Raw genomic sequence first — 20,613 nt, 5'->3', positions numbered from 1 at the left:
TCGCCTCCTATCTTTCCAGCACCAGCGACCGGCCCTCGAAGCGCGACACGCATGGCATGATCTTGCAGCCCGAGCGGTGGTCTTCCTCGCTCAGCCAGTGGTCGTTGTGGATGAACTTGCCATCGTAAGAGATGACATTGGTTTCGCATTGGCCGCAGACGCCGCCTCGGCAGAGATAGGGCGGATCGACACCGGCGGCCTCGATCGCTTCCAGCAGGCTCTGCTGTTCATCAACGCGGATCGTCTTGCCGCTGACAGCCAGCGTCACATCGAAAGGCAGGCCGGGCTGGGGTGCCGCGAAATGCTCGAAATGCACGGCCTCCGATGGCCAGCCCAAGGCGGCCGCGCGGTCGCGCACCCAGTTGATCATGCCAGCGGGGCCGCAGACATAGAGATGCGTGCCGAGCGGCTGCGTCGACAGCAGCCGGTCGAGATCGATGCGCTCGTCACGGTCGTCATGGTAGAGCCGGATGCGCCTGTCGTAGCGCTCCCGCAGCACGTCGGCATAAGTGCCCAGAGAGGCGGTCCGGCAGGTGTAGTGCAGTTCGAAATTGCCGCCCTCGCCCGCCAGTTGCGCTGTCTGCGCCATGAAGGGCGTGATGCCGATACCGCCGGCCAGCATCAAGTGCTTCTTCGCCCTGAGATCGAGCGAAAACAAATTGACGGGATAGCTTATCACCATCTCCAGGCCCGGCTTGACGGACCGGTGCATGAACAGCGAGCCGCCGCGGCCGACATCGTCGCGGCGCACCGAGATCGTGTATTCGCGCGTGTCGAGCGGCGAACCCATCAGCGAATAGGGATTGAGCCTCGTGCGATCGCCATCGCGCATCTCCACCACGACATGCGCACCGCCGGAAAAGGTCGGCAACAGCTCGCCGTCGCGGCGACGGAAATGGAAGCGGGTGACCAGTTCGTTGACCGGGACGACATCGCTGACGACGACATCGAGCTTGGTGGTGCCGGTGCTCATGGGAAGGCCTCCTCGATTGGAGGGATCTCCGAGCGATCCTCGGCGTTGATGCAGACACCCTGGAAAGCGGCGAGGCGCCGCGAATAGTGATCGCGCACCAGAAGCAGCAGGCCGCAATGCGAACAGGCTGCTGGCTGTGTCGTGACGTTCTCGGTGATGCCCTTGCAGTGCACGCACTGCATGCGCCTGGCCAGCGAGCCGCGATGCTCGGTCTGCATCGAGGTGTGGTCGATACCGGCTTCGAGCGCCACCTGCATGGCCTGGCCGATCAATCCCTCGGTGCCGGCGAGGTAGAGGCGCAGGCCCATATGCGCATTGCCCAGCGTCTGCTTCAGCCTCGGCAGCAGGCTGGCAAAGGATGGCGCGAGATGAAACTGCGCCGGCTTCAGCGCTTCGAGGGTGGCGACGTGTTTGTTGTCCGGACCCGGGATAAAGTCGACTTCGGCGCCATCGAAAAACCCGGCGGGCGCTTTTGCGGCCATATCTGAAATAGCGAGCGCACCTTCGGCATCGGCGATGAAAAGATGATGTTTGCCGGGCTGCGGAGAGAGCGTTCCGTAGACCGGCCGGCTGATGATGCTTTTGGCTGCCATTTAAGTCTTCGTGCCTCGAACCTCTCGCTGTTGAGTATGCCTCAGCCTTTCGCCGTGCGCTTGGTCTTCTTGGGATCGTCGAACGGCAATGGCTGCGCCGTCGCTTTGATCGATCCGCTCTTGTTGCGGATTTCGAGCTCGGTGTCCTTGACCGCGCAGTCGACGTCGAGACGGGCGATGCCCATCGATTTCTTGACCAGCGGCGAATACATGGCGCAGGTCACCACGCCGACCTTTTTGCCGTCGCGATAGACCGGCGCGCCCTCGTCGGCCGGCTCCTTGCCGTCGAGCAGCACGCCAAAAATCTTGAAGCGCTCCTTGCCCTTCAGGCGGTAATGTTCCTCGGCCCCACGGAAGCCGGTCTTGCCGGGGCTGACGGTGAAGTCGAGGCCGAGTTCCCACAGCGTGTCGCCAGGACCTTCATTCTCGAACGGATATTTTTGCGAATTGTCGTAGGGATAGAACAGCAGGTAGCTTTCGACCCGCAGCATGTCGAGCGTGGTGAAGCGGCAGGGAATGATGCCGACGCTCTTGCCCTCGTCGAGGATCCTGTCCCAGATCGTGCCGGCATCCTGGCCGCGGCAGAAGATTTCGTAGCCGCGCTCTCCGGTGTAGCCGGTGCGTGAGATCATGACGGGGAAACCGAACAGCTGCGTCTGCATGTGATGGAAATAGTTGAGGTCGCGAATACCCGGCACATGCTTGGCGAGATAGTCGACCGCGGTCGGCCCCTGCAGCGACAGATCGTGCAGATTGTCGTCGAAGCGCAGCGAGACATCGCGGCCCATCGCGGCGCGCTGCAATTCCTCATGGCCGGTGCCCGAACCATGCACGACCATCCAGCTGTTCGGGCCGGTGCGGTAGAGGATGCAGTCGTCGGTGAATTTTCCCGCCTCGTTGAGCATGCAGGCATAGGCCGATTTGCCGGGATAGATCTTTTCGACGTCGCGGGTGGTTGCGAGATCGATGAGATGCGAGGCGTGCGGCCCTGTGATGTGCACCTTCTTCAGGCCCGACACATCCATCAGCCCGGCCTTGGTGCGGATGGCGATGTACTCTTCGTCAGCATCCTTGTCGTAGGTCCAGGCGGTGCCCATGCCGCTCCAGTCTTCGAGCTTCGAACCCAGCGCGCGATGGCGATCCGCCAGGGTCGAAAATCTCCAGGATGCCGTCATCCGATCGTCCTCCGTTCAAAAATCCACTGTTCCCCGCTCCTTGGCTTGAAGGCCGGAGCTTTGGGTTGAATATTGACCGCAAACGCGGGAGGGCCGCAATCCCCTGAAAGCAAATAATTTCATTGTCAGGCAAAATTCATCACCCCAAGCAAACGGTTAACTCAGCGTAAATTCGTCTTGACAATTGCGGTAAACGGCCTGAATTTATGAAAAAAATTTCACTCTCTTGAAAGAGAGCGATGCGCGGTGGATTCGGAACCGGGGCGTCGAAAAAAGGGGAAAAACCGATGTCAGACCTGCAGCAGCGCATCGAGGTGCTGTACCGTTCCGATTTGCGCGGATCCGCGCTGCTGATCATCTGCCTGTGGGCGACGATCCTCTTCGTCCTGTTCATGACGTGGCCATACATCCCGCACGCCGGCATCAAGGCCGTCGTCGCGATCGCCGCTGCAGCCGTGCTGATCTTCAACACGGCCGCGATCCTGGCGATGGTCAAACACTACAAGGAAGACAAGGACTTCATCTACGGCCTCGACATCAAGAACGCCGACGCATCCCGCAACCGCCAGTCCTGAGGGGTACAAGAAATGTCGCGCTATACGCCGCCGGAGCAGAGCAAGGCCGGCCAGGTTTTCGATATCGTCGTCGTTGTGGTCGCCATCTTCGTGGCGTTGTGGCTGCCGCTGAAGCTCGGCCTTGCCGGAGCCGCCAAATCCATCGACGCGCTCGATGCCAAGACCTGGGAAGCGCTTGGCCAGAACCCGACCATGGCCGCCATCTGGGAGAAGCTCGGCTACACGCCCGAGACGGCGCATGACGTCATCCAGAACCGGTTCCACTATGTCATCGACTGGCCGACGCTGATCATCATGGCGGCGGTGCTGATCGGTTATTTCGTCTTCCTGTTCCGAGCCTCCGACCGCGAATATCGCGACGTCATCAACGAAAAATTCGACGACAAGTAAGAGTTCCGAAGACAAGCAATCGGGGACGCACCATGTGGATTTCACTCTCTTACGCATGCTGGGGCATCTCGATCGTGCTCGCGCTGTGGATGCTCTACGACTGGTTCAAGGTCGACACGACCTATTCCGAAGACGTTCTGACCTCGTCACGCGAAGGCGAGCTTGAAGCCGTTTCCGAGAAACACCGGATTTGAGTGGGGACGAACAATGACGACGACCGTACTTGAACCGGCAATTCACGGCGACAGGGTTTCACTGCTGCGGGTGCTCGGCCCGGCCCATGTCTGGGCACTCGGCGTCGGCATCGTTCTGGTCGGTGAATTCACCGGCTGGAATTTTTCGGCCGACAAGGGCGGCGCGCTCGCCGCGCTGATCGTCTGCTGGATCGTCGGGCTGCTCTATACCTCGGTCGCCATGATCGATTCCGAGGTAACGTCGACGGTCGCCGCGGCCGGCGGCCAATACGCGCAGGCCAAGCATATTGTCGGGCCGCTGATGGCCTTCAACGTCGCGCTGTTCCTGGTCTTCGCCTACACGATGCTCGAAGTCTCGGACGCGATCCTGCTGGGCGACACCATCGTCGCCAAGGCCGGCGTCGAAGGGCTCACGCACAATTCCTTCATCGCCGCCACCATCGTCGTGCTGGCCTGGCTCAACTATCGCGGCGTGCTGATGACGCTCAACGTCAACTTCGTCATCACCGCAATTGCCTATGTCTCGATCGTCATCCTGTTCTTCTCGGTCAGCCCGTGGACGCAAGGCGCGGTGCTGAAGCTCAACGAGTTGGTGACGCCGGGCAATGCGCTGCCCTATGGCTGGATCGGCGTCATCGCCGCCTTCCAGTTCGGCATCTGGTATTATCTCGGCATCGAAGGCACCACGCAGGCGGCCGAGGAAGTGCGTTCGCCGGCCCGCTCGCTGCCCTACGGCACGATGGCCGGCATGATCACGCTTTTGATCGCCGCCGCCATGACCTGGTATGTCTGCGCCTCGCTGATGCCCTGGGAATATCTCGGCATCACCTATTATCCCTTGTGGGACGCCGGCAAGCTGACCGGCAGCCCGCTGCTGGAAAACCTCTTGTTCATCGCAACGCTGCTGGCGGCGCTGGCCTCCGCCAATGGCTGCATCAACGATGCAGCGCGCGCATGGTTCTCGCTCGGCCGCGACCGCTATCTGCCGAGCTGGTTCTCGGCGGTGCATCCGAAATACCGCACGCCCTACCGCTCGATCCTGTTCCTGCTGCCGATCGCGCTTGCCTTCGCCTTCATTGCCGACCTCAACCAGGCGATCACCTTCTCGATCCTGTCGGGCGTGCTGCAATACACCTTCATGAGCATCAACATCATGATGTTCCGCAAGAAGTGGCCCCTCGGCACGATCCGCCGTGGCTACACGCACCCGTTCCATCCGCTGCCGGCGATCGTGCTGTTCTGCCTTTGCGTGGTGACCTTCTTCGCCATCTTCCTCGGTTTCGGCTCGCAGCTGATCGCGATGACCATCTTCTATTTCCTGATCTCGCTGTGGTTCCATTTCTACCGCTACAAATTCGTGCGGCGCGGCGACCAGTTCACCATGCCGTGGCCGAAACCGCAGGGCTATTGATGGGAGACGGCCCGTCCCGATCCTTGGCGGGCCAGACATGACAAATGTCCGAAGTGACATCAGCACTGCTCGCCGGGGTCATTGTCCTGGCTCTCGTCCTCCATCTTGCGTGGCTGGCGCGGCGCAGCCGCAACAGGGCATTGGCGGCACTCGCCGCCGAGGAGGCCAGCATACGCACCATTGTCGCCGACGCCGCTGATGTTTTGGACGGCACCGCCGGTGTCGTCACCTGGGAAGGCTCGTGGAACGGCCAGCGCGTCCAGTTGCGCACCATCGTCGACACGCTGGCGACACGAAAACTCCCGGCGCGCTGGCTCAGCGTTTCGATCACCGAAAAGGTAGCCGTGCCAGCGACGTTCGACATGATGATGCGGCCGGGCTCGCCGACGACCTTCTCCAATTTCGATCACCTCCAGCATACGCTGCCGAAGGCGCCGGGATTTCCGGCCGAGGCGGTGCTGCGGACCGACCGCCGCGGCACGCGTTTCCCGCAAGGCATCATCGCCGAACATCTGGAACCCTTTTCGGAAGGGCGCGCCAAGGAACTGCTGATCACGCCAAACGGCGTGCGCATCGTGTGGCTGCTGGCCGAGGCCGAACGGGCGCGCTACGGCGTTTTCCGGCAGGCCGCGTTCGGTGAGGCACAGATCGATCCAGCGCTGATCGAGCGGCTGCTCACCTCGCTCTCGGCACTGCGCGACGCCATCAACCAAAGCGAACGGCAAGCCGCATGACCAGTTTGAATACGCAGCCGGCACCGGTGAGCCCTTATCTCGTCCTCGGCGCGTCAATCGTGCTGCCGGCAAGCGGCCATGTCATTCTGGGCGTGCCGGTGCGCGGGCTGCAGTTCCTTTTCTTCATGGTGATCCTGGCTTGGGTGACCGCCAAGATCGCGCCGCCCGACGCCAGCTTCATCGGCCGTCACGCCGGCGGCTTGCTGATCTATGCGCTATCCATCTTGGACGCCTACAAGCTCGCCCGTATCCGCCATGCCCAATGGGTTCACAATGCCGCGCAGGGCAGTGATAATTCGCAAAGCGGCATTGCGCCACATACGTAACTACAGGAAAATTTTTTTCATATGATTGAATTTGCGGGACTCATCCGATACATCATCTTCTAGCTACAAACGCCGGGAGGCTGACATGTGTGGAATTGTCGGACTGTTTTTAAAGGACAAGTCGCTGGAGCCGAAGCTCGGCGCGATGCTGTCGGAGATGCTGGTATCGCTCAGCGACCGCGGGCCCGACAGCGCAGGCATCGCCATCTATGGCGCGCCTTCCAGCAATGAGGCCAAGATCACCATCCAGTCGGCGAAGCCCGCGCGCGATTTTCGCGACCTCGATACCGAGCTTGCCAAGGCCATCGGTGCGCCCGTGAGCATTGCGGTGAAGTCGACCCATGCCGTTGTCAGGACCGCGCCTGCCAAGATCGACGAAGCGCGCGAGGCGATCCAGGCGCTGCGCCCCGACATCCGCATCATGGGCGCCGGCGACGTCGTCGAGATCTACAAGGAAGTCGGACTGCCGGAGGCGGTTGTCGATCGCTTCGACGTCCGCAAGATGAGCGGCACGCATGGTATCGGCCACACCCGCATGGCGACGGAATCCGCGGTGACGACGATGGGCGCGCATCCCTTCTCGACCGGCGCCGACCAGTGCCTGGTGCACAATGGCTCGCTCTCCAACCACAACAATGTCCGCCGCGAGCTGATCCGTGAGGGCATGAAATTCGAGACCGAGAACGATACCGAGGTCGCGGCCGCCTATCTCTCCTCGCAGATGGCGCATGGCAAGAACCTCGGCGAAGCGCTGGAAGGCACGCTTTCGGACCTCGACGGCTTCTTCACCTTCGTCGTCGGCACCAAGAACGGTTTTGGCGTGGTGCGCGACCCGATCGCCTGCAAGCCCGCCGTCATGGCCGAAACCGACCAGTATGTCGCCTTCGGCTCGGAATATCGCGCGCTGACCAAACTGCCCGGCATAGACAATGCGAGGGTCTGGGAACCGGAACCCGCAACCGTCTATTTCTGGGAGCATTGAGTTCATGCCGGCAACCAAACTTTCAAAGGCGGCGTCGCACGACCAGGCCTCCCGGATCTTCGATCTCGATGTGTCGTCGCTGCGCGAGCTTAACCAGGCGCTGCACAATCTGACGCCCGGTTCCAACGAAACGGCGTGGGAAGTGCTGCATCCAAAGGGCAGCCATTCGGTCGCCGTCGGCGTCGACCAGCCCGTCACCATCGATGTGCGCGGCAGCGTCGGCTATTACTGCGGCGGTATGAATTCCGGCAGCACCATCACCGTGCACGGCTCGGCCGGACCCGGCGTCGGCGAGAATATGATGTCGGGCTCGATCATCGTGAAAGGCGACGCCAGCCAATATGCCGGCGCCACCGGCAAGGGCGGCCTGCTGGTCATCGAGGGCAATGCCTCGTCGCGCTGCGGCATCTCGATGAAAGGCATCGATATCGTCGTGCACGGTAATATCGGCCACATGTCGGCCTTCATGGCACAGTCCGGCAATCTGGTGGTGCTGGGTGATGCCGGCGATGCGCTGGGCGACTCCATCTACGAGGCGCGGCTGTTCGTGCGCGGCAAGGTCGACAGCCTCGGCGCCGACTGCATCGCCAAGGAGATGCGGGCCGAACACCTGGAACTGCTTCAGGGGCTGCTCGACCGCGCCGGCGTCACCGGCGTCAAGCCATCGGAGTTCAAGCGCTACGGCTCGGCGCGCACCCTCTACAATTTCAATATCGACAACGCCGACGCGTATTGAGGCAGCATGACCTATCGCAACCCGCCGACGACGCCGCGCAAATCCGCGACCTTCGACGACTACACGCTTTCCGAAATCCGCCGTGCCGCGGCGACCGGCATCTATGACATCCGGGGCGCCGGCGCCAAGCGCAAGCTGCCGCATTTCGACGACCTGCTGTTCCTCGGCGCCTCAATCTCGCGCTATCCGCTCGAAGGCTATCGCGAGCGCTGCGACACATCAGTCGTGCTCGGCTCGCGCCATGCCAAGAAGCCGATCGAGTTGAAGATACCGATCACCATTGCCGGCATGAGCTTTGGTTCGCTCTCCGGCCCGGCCAAGGAAGCGCTCGGACGCGGCGCGACCCTGGCGGGCACCTCGACCACCACGGGCGACGGCGGCATGACCGAGGAAGAGCGCGGCCATTCCAAGCAACTGGTCTATCAATATCTGCCGTCACGCTATGGCATGAATTTGCGCGACCTGCGCCGCGCCGATGCGATCGAGGTGGTTGTCGGCCAGGGCGCCAAGCCCGGCGGCGGCGGCATGCTGCTCGGCCAGAAGATTTCCGACCGCGTCGCCGAAATGCGCACCCTGCCCAAGGGCATCGACCAGCGCTCGGCCTCGCGCCATCCCGACTGGACCGGCCCGGACGATCTCGAGATCAAGATCCTCGAACTGCGCGAAATCACCGACTGGGAGAAGCCGATCTACGTCAAGGTCGGCGGCGCCCGCCCCTATTACGATACCGCGCTTGCGGTGAAGGCCGGCGCCGATGTCGTCGTCGTCGACGGCATGCAGGGCGGCACGGCGGCAACGCAGGAAGTGTTCATCGAGAATGTCGGCCAGCCGACGCTCGCCTGCATAAGGCCCGCGGTGCAGGCGCTGCAGGATCTCGGCATGCACCGCAAGGTGCAGCTGATCGTCTCCGGCGGCATCCGCAACGGCGCCGATGTCGCCAAGGCGCTTGCACTCGGCGTCGATGCGGTCTCGATCGGCACGGCTGCTCTCGTCGCGCTCGGCGACAACGATCCCCGCTGGGAGGCGGAGTACAACGAACTCGGCACCACGGCCGGCGCCTATGATGACTGGCATGAAGGCCGCGATCCCGCCGGCATCACCACACAGGACCCGGAGCTGATGAAGCGGGTCGATCCGATCGCTGCTGGACGGCGGCTCGCCAACTACCTCAAGGTGATGACGCTTGAGGCGCAGACGATTGCGCGGGCCTGCGGCAAGAACAGCCTGCACAATCTCGAACCCGAGGATCTCGTCGCCCTGACGATCGAGGCAGCCGCCATGGCCGGCGTGCCGCTCGCCGGCACCAACTGGATACCGGGGAAGAACGGCTTCTAAAACAGCATCCAAATACCATAAGCGAGGAACTATAATGGGGAACGATCTCGCCGCTTTCGCCAAAAAGAACGGCGTCAAATATTTCATGATTTCATACACCGACCTGTTCGGTGGCCAGCGCGCCAAGCTGGTGCCGGCGCAGGCGATATCAGACATGCAGAAGGATGGCGCCGGCTTTGCCGGCTTCGCCACCTGGCTCGACCTGACGCCGGCGCATCCCGACATGCTCGCGGTGCCGGATCCGGACTCGGTCATCCAGTTGCCATGGAAAAAGGAAGTGGCCTGGGTCGCCGCCAACTGCATCATGGACGACAAGGAGGTCGACCAGACGCCGCGCAACACATTGCGGCGGCTGATCGCGGAGGCGGCCGGCGACGGCATGCATGTCAAGACCGGCGTCGAGGCCGAGTTCTTCCTTATCTCGCCGGACGGCAGCGTTATATCAGACCAATACGACACGGCCTCGAAGCCCTGCTACGACCAGCAGGCGGTGATGCGCCGCTACGACGTCATCGCCGAGATCTGCGACCACATGCTGGAACTCGGCTGGGGCCCCTACCAGAACGACCATGAGGACGCCAACGGCCAGTTCGAGATGAACTGGGCCTTCGACGACGTGCTCGCCACCGCCGACAAGCACTCCTTCTTCAAATTCATGGTCAAGTCGGTGGCCGAGAAGCACGGCCTGCGGGCCACCTTCATGCCCAAACCCTTCCAGGGCCTGACCGGCAATGGCTGCCATGCCCACATCTCGGTGTGGGACAAGGCGGGCAAGACCAATGTCTTCGCCGACAATTCGATGGAGCTCGGCCTATCGGCCAAGGGCAAGCACTTCCTCGGCGGCATCATGAAGCATGCCTCCGCACTCGCCGCGATCACCAACCCGACGGTCAATTCCTACAAGCGCATCAATGCCCCGCGCACGATTTCCGGCGCGACCTGGGCGCCGAACACGGTGACGTGGACCGGCAACAACCGCACCCACATGGTGCGCGTGCCGGGCCCCGGCCGCTTCGAGCTGCGCCTGCCCGATGGTGCGGCAAACCCCTATCTCTTGCAGGCCGTGATCATTGCCGCCGGCCTCGACGGCATCCGCTCCAAGGCCGATCCCGGCAAGCGCTACGACATCGACATGTACCAGCACGGCCACACGGTGAAGGGCGCGCCGAAACTGCCACTCAACCTGCTCGACGCACTGCGCGAGTTCGACAAGGACAAATCACTCAAGGCGGCGCTGGGTGAGGAATTCTCGTCGGCATACCTAAAGCTGAAGCACCAGGAATGGAATTCCTATGCTTCGCACTTCACGCAATGGGAGCGCGACCACACGCTGGATATCTAGGCGCATCGGACCGAAAAGTGTCACACGGTTTTCGGGCAAATCCGATGCGTCAAGAAAATTCCCTGCCGGTGCGAGCGATCTCGGAATGAACTGATGAAATACTCGATCTTCTCGCTCGCCCGCGCCGCCTTGTCCGGCCACAAGAACTGGCAGCGCACCTGGCGCGACGCCACGCCGAAAGATCGCTACGACGTGGTGATCATCGGCGGTGGCGGCCATGGCCTGGCCACCGCCTGGTTCCTGGCCAGCGAGTACGGCATCAGGAATGTCGCGGTGCTGGAAAAAGGCTGGATCGGCTCCGGCAATGCCGGCCGCAACACCACAATCATCCGCTCCAATTACGGCCTGCCCGGCAATACCGGCTTCTACGAATTGTCGATGAAGCTGTGGGAGCGGATGGAGCAAGACCTCAACTACAATGCGATGGTCAGCCAGCGCGGCGTCATCAACCTCTACCATTCCGACGCGCAGCGCGACGCCTATGCGCGGCGAGGCAACACCATGCGCATTAACGGCATCGACGCCGAACTGCTCGACCTCGCGGCGGTCAAGAAGATGATGCCGTTCCTGAACTTCGACAATGCGCGTTTCCCCGTGCAAGGCGGGCTGTTGCAGCGGCGCGGCGGCACGGCGCGGCACGATGCCGTGGTCTGGGGCTATGCCCATGCGGCGAGCGAACTCGGCGTCGACATCATCCAGAATTGCGAGGTGACCGGCTTTGTCAGGGATGCCAACGGCAAGGTGAGCGGCGTGGAGACCTCGCGCGGCAGGATCGGCGCCGGCAAGGTCGGCATGGCGGTCGCCGGCTCCTCGTCGCGCGTCGCTGATATGGCGGGCCTGCGCCTGCCGATCGAAAGCCACGTGCTGCAGGCCTTCGTCTCCGAGGCGATCAAGCCGCTGATCCCCAACGTCATGACCTTCGGCGCCGGCCATTTCTATGTCAGCCAGTCGGATAAGGGCGGCCTTGTCTTCGGCGGCGACATTGACGGCTACAATTCCTACGCCCAGCGCGGCAATCTGCCTGTGATGGAGGATGTCTGCGAGGGCGGCATGGCGCTGATGCCGATGATCGGGCGCGTGCGGCTTTTGCGCCAGTGGGGCGGCATCATGGACATGTCGATGGACGGCTCGCCGATCATCGACAAGACGCCAGTTGAAGGCCTCTATCTCAACGCCGGCTGGTGCTATGGCGGCTTCAAGGCGACGCCCGGCTCAGGCTTCGTCTTTGCCCATCTTCTGGCCCGCGACACGCCGCATGAAGAGGCTGCACGGTTCCGCCTCGACCGGTTCCGGACTGGCGCCATGATCGACGAAAAGGGCCAGGGCGCCCAACCGAACCTGCACTGAGGACGGCCGGAAAATCATGCGCATTGTCTGTCCCTTCTGCGGCGAACGCGAACTCGGCGAGTTCACCTATCTCGGCGACGCCAAACCGGTGCGGCCGGCGGCGGATGCCGGTGAGGAAGCGGTCTACGACTATGTCTATCTGCGCGACAATGTCGCCGGCGTGATGAGCGAGAACTGGTATCACGGCGGCGGCTGCCGGGCATGGCTGAAGGTCACCCGCAACACGCTGACGCATGAGATTTCTGTGGTCGAGCCGGCTGCGGGCGCCGGTGCGGCGAAGGTCGGCGCGTGATGGCCGGCGCGCAGACAAACCGGCTCGACAAGGGCGGCCTAATCGACCGCTCGGCGCCGCTGAACTTCCGCTTCGACGGCAAGAGCTTTTCCGGCTTCCAGGGCGACACGTTAGCATCGGCGCTGGTTGCCAATGGCGTCAAGCTGGTCGGCCGATCGTTCAAATATCATCGGCCGCGCGGCATCCTGACAGCAGGCTCGGAAGAACCCAACGCGCTGGTCGAACTGCGCACCGGCGCACGGCGCGAGCCGAACACCAAGGCGACGACGGCCGAACTCTATGAGGGGCTCGAGGCCGCCAGCCAGAATCGCTGGCCGTCGCTGCGCTTCGACGTGATGTCGGTGAACCAGCTGTTCGCGCCGATCTTCGTCGCCGGCTTCTACTACAAGACCTTCATGTGGCCGGCGAAGTTCTGGGAAGCCATCTATGAGCCGGCGATCCGCCGCGCCGCCGGCCTCGGCCGCGCTGCGGGCGTCGCCGATCCCGACCACTACGACAAGGCCTGGGCGCATTGCGATGTGCTGATCGCCGGGTCCGGTCCGGCCGGTCTGGCGGCGGCGTTGGCCGCCGGCCGCAGCGGCGCCCGCGTCATCCTGTGCGAAGAGGATTTTGCGTTCGGCGGCCGCCTGCTGTCGGATGGCGGCACGATCGATGGCCTGCCGGCCGCCGAATGGCTGTCGCGGACGCTGGCCGAACTGGCGGCAATGCCCGATGTCCGCATCATGACCCGCACGACGCTGTTCGGCGTCTATGACGGCGGCACCTATGGCGCGCTGGAGCGGGTCAACGACCACCTGCCCTCGCCACCCGAACATCAGGTGCGCCAGCGGATGTGGCGCATCGTGGCCAAGCGCTGCGTGGTCGCGGCCGGCGCCCTCGAGCGACCGATCGTCTTTGCCGGCAACGACACCCCCGGCGTGATGATGGCTTCGGCAATGCGAACCTATGTCGGACGCTATGCCGCCGCTCCTGCAAAGCGCATCGGGCTGTTCACCAACAATGAGGATGGCTGGCGCACGGTCGAGACAGCACTCGGCGCGGGATTGCAAATCGCGGCGGTGATCGACGCGCGGCCTGACGTGTCGCCCGCACATCGCTCGCTCGCCTCCAAGGGTGGCTTCCCGGTGCTGCACGGCTCCGTGACCGGCGTCGATGGCGGCAAGGACGGCGTCAAAAAGATCGCGGTGTCGCTGACCGGCGGCGCACGCGCCGAAGTCGAGGCCGACGGGCTGGCGGTTTCCGGCGGCTGGAACCCGGCGGTCGGGCTCACCTCCTATCATCGCGGCCGGCCGAAATGGCGCGACGACATCGCCGCCTTCGTGCCCGACGGCGCGCCTCCCGGCATGGTCGCGGCGGGCGCCGCCAACGGCGATTTCGGACTTGGCGTCTGCCTCGCCCAAGGGTTTGCCGCCGGCGCGGGCGCGGCGCACGATGCCGGACACAATGGCAAGGCAGGCACCGCGCCTGTCGCCGACGACGAAGCCTTTTCGCTGACGCCGCTCTGGCACGTCACCGGCAAGGGCAAGGCCTTCGTCGACTACCAGCACGATGTCACCGCCTCCGACATCGAACTGGCGCAGCGCGAGGGTTTTGAATCGGTCGAGCATCTGAAGCGCTACACCACGCTCGGCATGGCGACCGACCAGGGCAAGACGTCCAACGTCGCCGGCCTCGCCATCATGGCTGCGGTGACCGGCAAGTCCATTCCTGAGACCGGCACCACCATCTACCGGCCGCCTTACGTGCCGGTCGCCATCGGCGCCTTTGCCGGCCATCATCGCGACGAGACCTTTCATGCGACGCGGCTGACGCCGTCGCATCACTGGGCCGCCGAACAGGGTGCTGTTTTCGTTGACACAGGACTCTGGAAGCGGGCGCAGTGGTACCCCCGCGCCGGCGAGAAGGACTGGCTGGAATCGGTGACGCGCGAGGTCAAGGCGGTGCGAAGCGGCGTCGGTTTCTGCGATGTCTCGACACTCGGCAAGATCGACGTGCTTGGCCCGGATGCCGGCGCCTTCCTCGACCGCGTCTACATCAACACCTTCTCCAACCTCGCGGTCGGCAAGGCGCGCTATGGGCTGATGCTGCGGGAAGACGGCATCGTCTATGATGACGGCACGACCTCACGGTTGGCCGAGGATCATTATTTCATGACCACCACCACGGCCAAGGCCGGGCTGGTGATGCAGCATCTCGAATTCTGCCGGCAGGTGCTGTTTCCCGAGCTCGACGTGCAGCTGACCTCCGTCTCCGACCAGTGGGCGCAGTTTTCCATTGCCGGCCCGAAGACCCGCGACCTGCTGAAGGAGATCGTCGACCCGACGGAGGACCTGTCCAATGAAGGCTTTCCGTTCATGGGCGCGCGCGAAGTCGCCTTGCGCGGCGGCATCAAGGCAAGGCTGTTCCGCATCTCCTTCTCCGGCGAGATGGCGTTCGAGATTTCCGTTCCGGCACGCTACGGCGAGGCGATGGCGCGCAATCTGATGCTGGCCGGCAAACCGTTCGGCGTCACGCCTTACGGCACCGAGGCGCTCGGCGTGATGCGCATTGAAAAGGGTCACATCGCCGGACCGGAACTGAGCGGCACGACAACGGCCGCCGATCTCGGCCTAGGCAAGATGATGTCGACCAAGAAGGACTTCATCGGCCGCGTCATGGCCGGCCGCGAGGCGCTGGCCGCGCCCGACCGGCAGGTCGTGGTCGGCATCAAGCCGACGGACAGAGCGCGCCGGCTGCGCTCGGGCGCGCACATCATCCCGAAGGGGCAGACGCCCGGACCAGGCAACGACCAGGGCTATGTCACCTCGGTCTGCTTCTCGCCGACATCAGACCAGTGGATCGGGCTCGCGCTTGTCGAGCGCGGACGCGAGCGCATCGGCGAGATCGTCCATGCGCATGACCCGATACGCGGCGAGGACTATGACGTCGAGCTCTGCAATCCCGTTTTCTACGATCCGGATGGAGGGCGCCAGCGTGGCTGAGTTTTCCTGGGACGTTCGCAGTCCGCTCGATCGCGTGCTCGCGGTGGGGCGGTATGGCGCGCATGGCGATGCCGGCGTGACGCTGACCGAGATCCGCAATTTCGACCTCGTCCAGGTGATGGCGCGGCGCGGCAAGACGGCGGAGCTGGCCAAGGCCGCCAAAGGTCGCTTTGGTGTTGCCGCTCCAGAAACGCCGAAGGCGGTCGGCACGGCTGATGCCACGCTGATCTGGTCGGGACCGGATCAGTTTTTCATTCTGTCGAAGGGACGCAAGCACGCGATGGCGGCGCTCGCTCCTCTCCGTGCTGGATCGGCTTCACTGTCCGACCAATCGCATGCGCGGGTGCTGATCGCCGTCTCCGGCGCCAAGGCGCGAGCGATGTTGGCCAAGATGTCGTCTATCGATCTGCATCCCAGTGTGTTTGCTGTCGGTGCGGCGGCGGCCACGTCGATGGATCACACCAGTGTCACGCTGTGGCGCGGAAATGATCAGGCAGATGGGCAGGCTGTGTTCAACGTGCTGGTGTTCGCGACTTTCGCCGAAAGCCTATGGCACACGATGCTGGATTCGGCTGCTGAGTATGGCGTGGTTGTCGGGCATTCAGAAGATTTGGCGTAGCGCTCGTGCGCGCTCCTCCCTTCTCCCCTTGTGGGAGAAGGTGGCCGAGCGAAGCTCGGTCGGATGAGGGGTGTTCCAGCTTGGCAATGACGGCACTCCGTCACGCACCCCTCAACCGTCTCGGCACTGCGCGCCGATCCACCTTCTCCCACAAGGGGAGAAGGGAAGATGCGCCCTTCGCCTTGCCAAACGCAATCGCGCTGCTATTCTTGCTGCTAAAATAATTTCACACACAGGCAAACTTGTTTCTCGAACCGCAAGGCTGAGATGAGCCAGTCGCCCTACCCAACAATCACAGCCGGACCGCCGCGCCCGAGCCTCATCCTGAGGCCCGGCCAGATCGCGCTGCCGCCGGGCCTGGAACGCTACACGATCCAAGGCAATGGCGCGGTACTGATCGAGGTCGAAGCCGGCGACACGATCACGGTGCGCAATGCCGAAGGCGGCCAGGCCTGCGAGTTGCTGGCCTGGGACACCACAGGCATCACCGATCCCGGCATCTTTGGCGAGAAATCCAACAGCAATGCCGCGGGTATCAAGGCGCTCCTCGCCGAGGGCGATGACAGCCTCGCGTCCCTGCGCCGCGGACTGGCGCGCCGGCAGGTGGTGCTCGATCAGGCAAAGGCGCTGCGCGTGTTCGGCAGCACAACACCCGCCGGTACGGAACAGAGTTTCACCGTCACGCGCGACGGCTCTATAATCATCGCTGCGCCCGGCGGGCCGATGCTGGTCGACGGCCATGATACGGCGACACCGCTCACCGTCATCGTGCGCCGCGCCACGATCCGCCTGAAAACAAAATCGCAGTTGGCCAATCCCCTCGCCGATCCGGTGCTCGATCTGCGCGTCCATTCGGCAACGGCGGAATCCTACTTCGTCAAGGCCGGCGACTATTTGCAGATCATCGATGTCGACGGGCGCCAATGCACCGATTTCCAGTGCTTCTCGGCGCGCAAGCTGGACAAGGGCCTCGACCATCCGCTCGATGTGACGACGACCCGCACGCTGATGGGGTCGAGCTATCCGATGCCCGGCCTGCATTCCAAATATTACGACCAGGACATGGAGCCGCTGGTCGAGGTGGTGCAGGACACTTGCGGCCGGCATGATGCCTTCGCACTGGCGTGTGCCGCCAAATATTACGACGATATCGGCTATCCCGGCCACACCAACTGCTCGGAGAATTTCAACAGCGCCCTGTCGGACAAAGGTGTGAACCCCCGCGCCGGCTGGATGGCGATCAACTTCTTCTTCAACACGGCGATCGATGCGCATGGCGTGATGGTTTCCGACGAGCCATGGTCGCGGCCGGGCGACTATGTGCTGCTCAGGGCGCTGACCGACATCATCTGCGTCTCCTCCGCCTGTCCCGACGACACGACGCCGGCCAATGGCTGGGATCTCACCGACATCCATGTGCGGACCTATTCCGGCCAGCACAAATTCTCGCGAGCGATCGCCAGACGCATGACGCCCGATTCGGAACCGAAAATGACCCGCGAGACATCCTTTCATTCGAGCTTTGCCAAGCACACCCGCAATTTCTCGGAATACAGGGGCTACTGGCTGGCCAATTCCTTCGCTAGGGAAGGCGCCATCGCCGAGTACTGGGCCTGTCGGCAGGACGCCGTGATCATGGACCTGTCGCCGCTCAGAAAATTCGAGGTCACCGGCCCGGATTCCGAAGCGCTGCTGCAATACACGCTGACCCGCGACGTGAAAAAACTTGGCGTCGGCCAGGTCGTCTACTCCGCCATGTGCTACGAGCATGGCGGCATGATCGATGACGGCACGCTGCTCAGGCTCGGCAAGGACAATTTCCGCTGGGTTGGCGGCGACGATCTGTCCGGCGAATGGCTGCGCGAAACGGCGACAAAGCTCGGCCTCAACGTGCTGGTGCGGTCGTCGACCGACCAGATGCACAATGTCGCCGTACAGGGTCCAAAGAGCCGCGATATCCTTAGAGAAGTGATCTGGACTTCGCCGCTGCAGCCGTCGATCGATGAGCTCGAATGGTTCCGCTTCGCGGTCGCCCGCATCGGCGGCGGCAACGGCATTCCGATCGTCGTCTCGCGCACCGGCTATACCGGCGAGCTCGGCTATGAGATCTGGTGCCATCCGCGCGACGCCGAAAAAGTGTTCGACGCCATCTGGGAAGCCGGCCAGCCGCACGGGCTGAAGCCGATGGGGCTGCAGGCGCTCGACATGGTGCGCATCGAGGCCGGGCTGATCTTCGCCGGTTATGAATTTTCCGACCAGACCGATCCGTTCGAGGCCGGCATCGGCTTCACCGTGCCGCTGAAGAGCAAGACCGACGATTTCATCGGCCGCGACGCGCTGATCCGACGCAAGGAGAACCCGCAGAACAAACTGGTCGGGCTCGACATCGACAGCAATGTCGCGGTCGGCCATGGCGATTGTGTGCATGTCGGACGTGCCCAGATCGGCGTCGTCACCTCGGGCATGCGCTCGCCGGTGCTGAACAAGAACATTGCGCTGGCCAGGCTCGACGTCACCCATGCGGCTGTTGGTACCGAAGTCGAGATCGGCAAGCTCGACGGCCATGCCAAGCGGCTGCCGGCGCGCGTCGTCGCCTTCGCCCATTACGATCCGCAGAAGACCAGACCTCGCTCGTGACTGCTGCCTTCCGGACAGGCAAAACCGCGCGCCGGCGGTGCCGCGAGACGTATTGTTGCGTACGCGCGCAAGCGTGATGTGCACGGCGTCACAAAACGCTTGACGTGAAAGCGCGCCGGATCAATCTTCACTCCTAAGAAAAAAATACGACTGAGTGGAAACACCGGAGTCGTCATTTGCCGGGCAGCAAGCTTCGCAAAGTCGAGGCATCGCTGGCGGGGAACACTGGAAAAGGGGAAGTCACTGACATGAGCACCATAAGCACGGCCCTCGAGCAGCCTGCCGAAAGCAAGCTGCTCAGGCATATCGACTGGCGCGGCGCCTTCTGGGTGGCGAGCGGCGTTCCGGCGCTGGTCCTGTTTTCGATCGGCGGCATCGCCGGCACGACGGGGACACTGGCCTTCCTGATCTGGACGGTGTCCATGATCATGGGCTTCCTGCAATCCTTCACCTATGCCGAGATCGCCGGCCTGTTCCCGAACAAGTCGGGCGGCGCCTCTATCTACGGCGCCACCGCCTGGCTGCGCTACTCCAAGTTCATCGCGCCGCTGTCGGTGTGGTGCAACTGGTTCGCCTGGTCGCCGGTGCTGTCGCTCGGCTGCTCGATCGCCGCAGCCTATATCCTCAATGCGCTGGCGCCGGTGCCGCTGTTCACCGAGACCTCGCCTGATGTCGTCGCCTATATAGCGGCGCATGCCGGAACGGCGCCCGCCGACGCCATCACCGCGGTGACCGCGGCCGCGACACCGGCGATCCGCAACTGGACGCTGTACAGCCACACGCTGGGTCCGGTTTCCTTCACGCTCAACGCGACCTTCTTCATCGGCGCGGTGCTGATGCTGATCATCTTCTCGATCCAGCATCGCGGCATCCTCGGCACGGCCAATGTGCAGAAATATATCGGCCTGCTGGTCATCATCCCGATGCTGATCGTCGGCGTCGTGCCAATCTTCACCGGACAGATCAACTGGGCCAACTTCTCGCCGCTGGTGCCGCTGGCCGCCGCCTATGCGCCGGACCCGGGCACCTGGAACATCGCCGGCTGGACGCTGGTGCTCGGCGGCATGTTCATCGCCGCCTGGTCGACCTACGGTTTCGAGACCGCCGTCTGCTACACCTCCGAGTTTAAGAACCCCGGCACCGACACGTTCAAGGCCATCTTCTATTCCGGCCTGCTCTGCATGCTTCTGTTCATCCTGGTGCCCTTCACCTTCCAGGGCGTGCTCGGCTTGAACGGCATGCTGGCGACACCGATCGTCGACGGCTCCGGCGTGGCGGATGCACTGGCCGGCATGGTCGGCGGCGGCAAGATCATCCACAGCCTCTTGGTGATGCTGATGATCCTGGCGCTGGTCCTGTGCATCATGACGGCGATGGCCGGCTCCTCGCGCACGCTCTATCAGGGCTCGGTCGATGGCTGGCTGCCGCGCTATCTCAGCCACGTCAACGAACATGGCGCCCCGACACGGGCGATGTGGACCGACCTCTGCTTCAACCTGATCGTGCTGGCCATCGCCTCGGCCGACGCGACGAGCTTCTTCTTCATCCTCGCCGTGTCGAATTGCGGCTACATCATCTTCAACTTCCTCAACCTCAATGCCGGCTGGATCCATCGCATCGATAACGGCCATATCGCACGGCCGTGGAAAGCGCCGACCTGGCTTCTCGGGATCGGAGCGATCTTCGCCTACGTCAACGCCGTCTTCATGGGTGCCGGCGCCAAGGTGTGGAACCCGATGGCGCTGTGGGCTGGGCTGATCACGGCGGCGCTGATCATCCCGGTGTTCTGCTTCCGCCACTACATCCAGGACAAGGGCAAGTTCCCCGACCACATGCTGGCCGATCTCGGCATGACGGGAGCGGACCTCGCAGTGAAGAAAGCGGGCATGCTGCCCTATCTGACGCTGATCGCCGGCGTGGCGGTGATGCTGATCGCCAACTGGATATTCGTCATCTGACAGGCCGATTTAT

Annotated in this window: 19 protein-coding genes; 16 read left to right on the top strand and 3 right to left on the bottom strand. The window is 63.2% G+C overall.

Going from position 1 to position 20,613, the window contains the following annotated elements:
- Window positions 1–7 precede the first annotated feature (7 nt).
- From ACLGL5_RS17205 to ACLGL5_RS17195, 3 genes are read right to left on the bottom strand one after another with little or no spacing between them, the layout of a single operon-like run.
- Window positions 8–973 (bottom strand): PDR/VanB family oxidoreductase, encoded by a 966-nt coding sequence (locus ACLGL5_RS17205; protein WP_010914761.1) that lies wholly within the window; start codon window positions 971–973, stop codon window positions 8–10.
- Window positions 970–1,566 (bottom strand): dimethylamine monooxygenase subunit DmmA family protein, encoded by a 597-nt coding sequence (locus ACLGL5_RS17200; protein ID WP_069091630.1) that lies wholly within the window; start codon window positions 1,564–1,566, stop codon window positions 970–972. The genes ACLGL5_RS17205 and ACLGL5_RS17200 overlap by 4 nt, the downstream gene beginning before the upstream one ends.
- A 41-nt stretch (window positions 1,567–1,607) precedes the next feature.
- Window positions 1,608–2,741, bottom strand: coding sequence for an aminomethyl transferase family protein (locus ACLGL5_RS17195; RefSeq protein WP_038645279.1), 1,134 nt, complete (start codon window positions 2,739–2,741; stop codon window positions 1,608–1,610).
- Between the two features lie 287 nt (window positions 2,742–3,028).
- Between ACLGL5_RS17195 and ACLGL5_RS17190 the strand changes: the two genes are divergently transcribed.
- From ACLGL5_RS17190 to ACLGL5_RS17115, 16 genes are all read left to right on the top strand, one after another.
- Window positions 3,029–3,316, top strand: a complete 288-nt coding sequence (locus ACLGL5_RS17190; RefSeq protein WP_027046594.1) for a hypothetical protein — start codon at window positions 3,029–3,031, stop codon at window positions 3,314–3,316.
- A 12-nt stretch (window positions 3,317–3,328) separates the two neighbouring features.
- Window positions 3,329–3,706: a hypothetical protein gene (locus tag ACLGL5_RS17185; RefSeq protein WP_019856864.1), complete on the top strand. Its 378-nt coding sequence runs from the start codon at window positions 3,329–3,331 to the stop codon at window positions 3,704–3,706.
- 32 nt (window positions 3,707–3,738) lie between these two features.
- Window positions 3,739–3,900, top strand: a complete 162-nt coding sequence (locus ACLGL5_RS17180) for a hypothetical protein (protein WP_019856863.1) — start codon at window positions 3,739–3,741, stop codon at window positions 3,898–3,900.
- Window positions 3,901–3,913: 13 nt separating this feature from the next.
- Window positions 3,914–5,311, top strand: a complete 1,398-nt coding sequence (locus tag ACLGL5_RS17175; RefSeq protein WP_019856862.1) for an APC family permease — start codon at window positions 3,914–3,916, stop codon at window positions 5,309–5,311.
- A 44-nt stretch (window positions 5,312–5,355) separates the two neighbouring features.
- Window positions 5,356–6,045: a hypothetical protein gene (locus ACLGL5_RS17170; protein ID WP_064983215.1), complete on the top strand. Its 690-nt coding sequence runs from the start codon at window positions 5,356–5,358 to the stop codon at window positions 6,043–6,045.
- Window positions 6,042–6,371 carry a hypothetical protein gene (locus tag ACLGL5_RS17165; RefSeq protein WP_019856860.1) on the top strand — a complete coding sequence of 110 codons (330 nt, stop codon included), beginning with the start codon at window positions 6,042–6,044 and terminating at the stop codon, window positions 6,369–6,371. Before ACLGL5_RS17170 ends, ACLGL5_RS17165 begins: the two co-directional genes overlap by 4 nt.
- 85 nt (window positions 6,372–6,456) lie before the next feature.
- Complete coding sequence (locus ACLGL5_RS17160; RefSeq protein ID WP_019856859.1) at window positions 6,457–7,353, top strand: class II glutamine amidotransferase; 897 nt, start codon at window positions 6,457–6,459, stop codon at window positions 7,351–7,353.
- Between the two features lie 4 nt (window positions 7,354–7,357).
- Window positions 7,358–8,089 (top strand): GltB/FmdC/FwdC-like GXGXG domain-containing protein, encoded by a 732-nt coding sequence (locus ACLGL5_RS17155; protein WP_019856858.1) that lies wholly within the window; start codon window positions 7,358–7,360, stop codon window positions 8,087–8,089.
- Between the two features lie 6 nt (window positions 8,090–8,095).
- The gene (locus ACLGL5_RS17150; RefSeq protein WP_019856857.1) at window positions 8,096–9,424 is read left to right on the top strand and encodes an FMN-binding glutamate synthase family protein; all 1,329 of its coding nucleotides are present in this window, start codon (window positions 8,096–8,098) and stop codon (window positions 9,422–9,424) included.
- 34 nt (window positions 9,425–9,458) lie between these two features.
- Window positions 9,459–10,766, top strand: coding sequence for a type III glutamate--ammonia ligase (glnT, locus tag ACLGL5_RS17145; protein WP_019856856.1), 1,308 nt, complete (start codon window positions 9,459–9,461; stop codon window positions 10,764–10,766).
- Between the two features lie 93 nt (window positions 10,767–10,859).
- On the top strand, window positions 10,860–12,113 hold the full coding sequence (locus tag ACLGL5_RS17140; RefSeq protein ID WP_038645276.1) for a sarcosine oxidase subunit beta family protein: 1,254 nt from the start codon (window positions 10,860–10,862) through the stop codon (window positions 12,111–12,113).
- A gap of 16 nt (window positions 12,114–12,129) precedes the next feature.
- The gene (locus ACLGL5_RS17135; RefSeq protein ID WP_019856854.1) at window positions 12,130–12,405 is read left to right on the top strand and encodes a sarcosine oxidase subunit delta family protein; all 276 of its coding nucleotides are present in this window, start codon (window positions 12,130–12,132) and stop codon (window positions 12,403–12,405) included.
- On the top strand, window positions 12,405–15,386 hold the full coding sequence (locus ACLGL5_RS17130) for a sarcosine oxidase subunit alpha (protein WP_019856853.1): 2,982 nt from the start codon (window positions 12,405–12,407) through the stop codon (window positions 15,384–15,386). The genes ACLGL5_RS17135 and ACLGL5_RS17130 overlap by 1 nt, the downstream gene beginning before the upstream one ends.
- Entirely contained in the window at window positions 15,379–16,005 is a 627-nt protein-coding gene (locus ACLGL5_RS17125) for a sarcosine oxidase subunit gamma (RefSeq protein WP_027046593.1), read from the top strand. Before ACLGL5_RS17130 ends, ACLGL5_RS17125 begins: the two co-directional genes overlap by 8 nt.
- A 267-nt stretch (window positions 16,006–16,272) precedes the next feature.
- Entirely contained in the window at window positions 16,273–18,642 is a 2,370-nt protein-coding gene (locus ACLGL5_RS17120) for a trimethylamine N-oxide demethylase (protein ID WP_069091629.1), read from the top strand.
- A 248-nt stretch (window positions 18,643–18,890) separates the two neighbouring features.
- Window positions 18,891–20,600, top strand: coding sequence for a trimethylamine N-oxide permease (locus tag ACLGL5_RS17115; RefSeq protein WP_069091628.1), 1,710 nt, complete (start codon window positions 18,891–18,893; stop codon window positions 20,598–20,600).
- Window positions 20,601–20,613: the final 13 nt, after the last annotated feature.

Source organism: Mesorhizobium sp. U510 (assembly GCF_059180695.1).
Note: the sequence above shows the minus strand (reverse complement) of the source record. Positions and strands in the feature narration are given on the sequence as shown.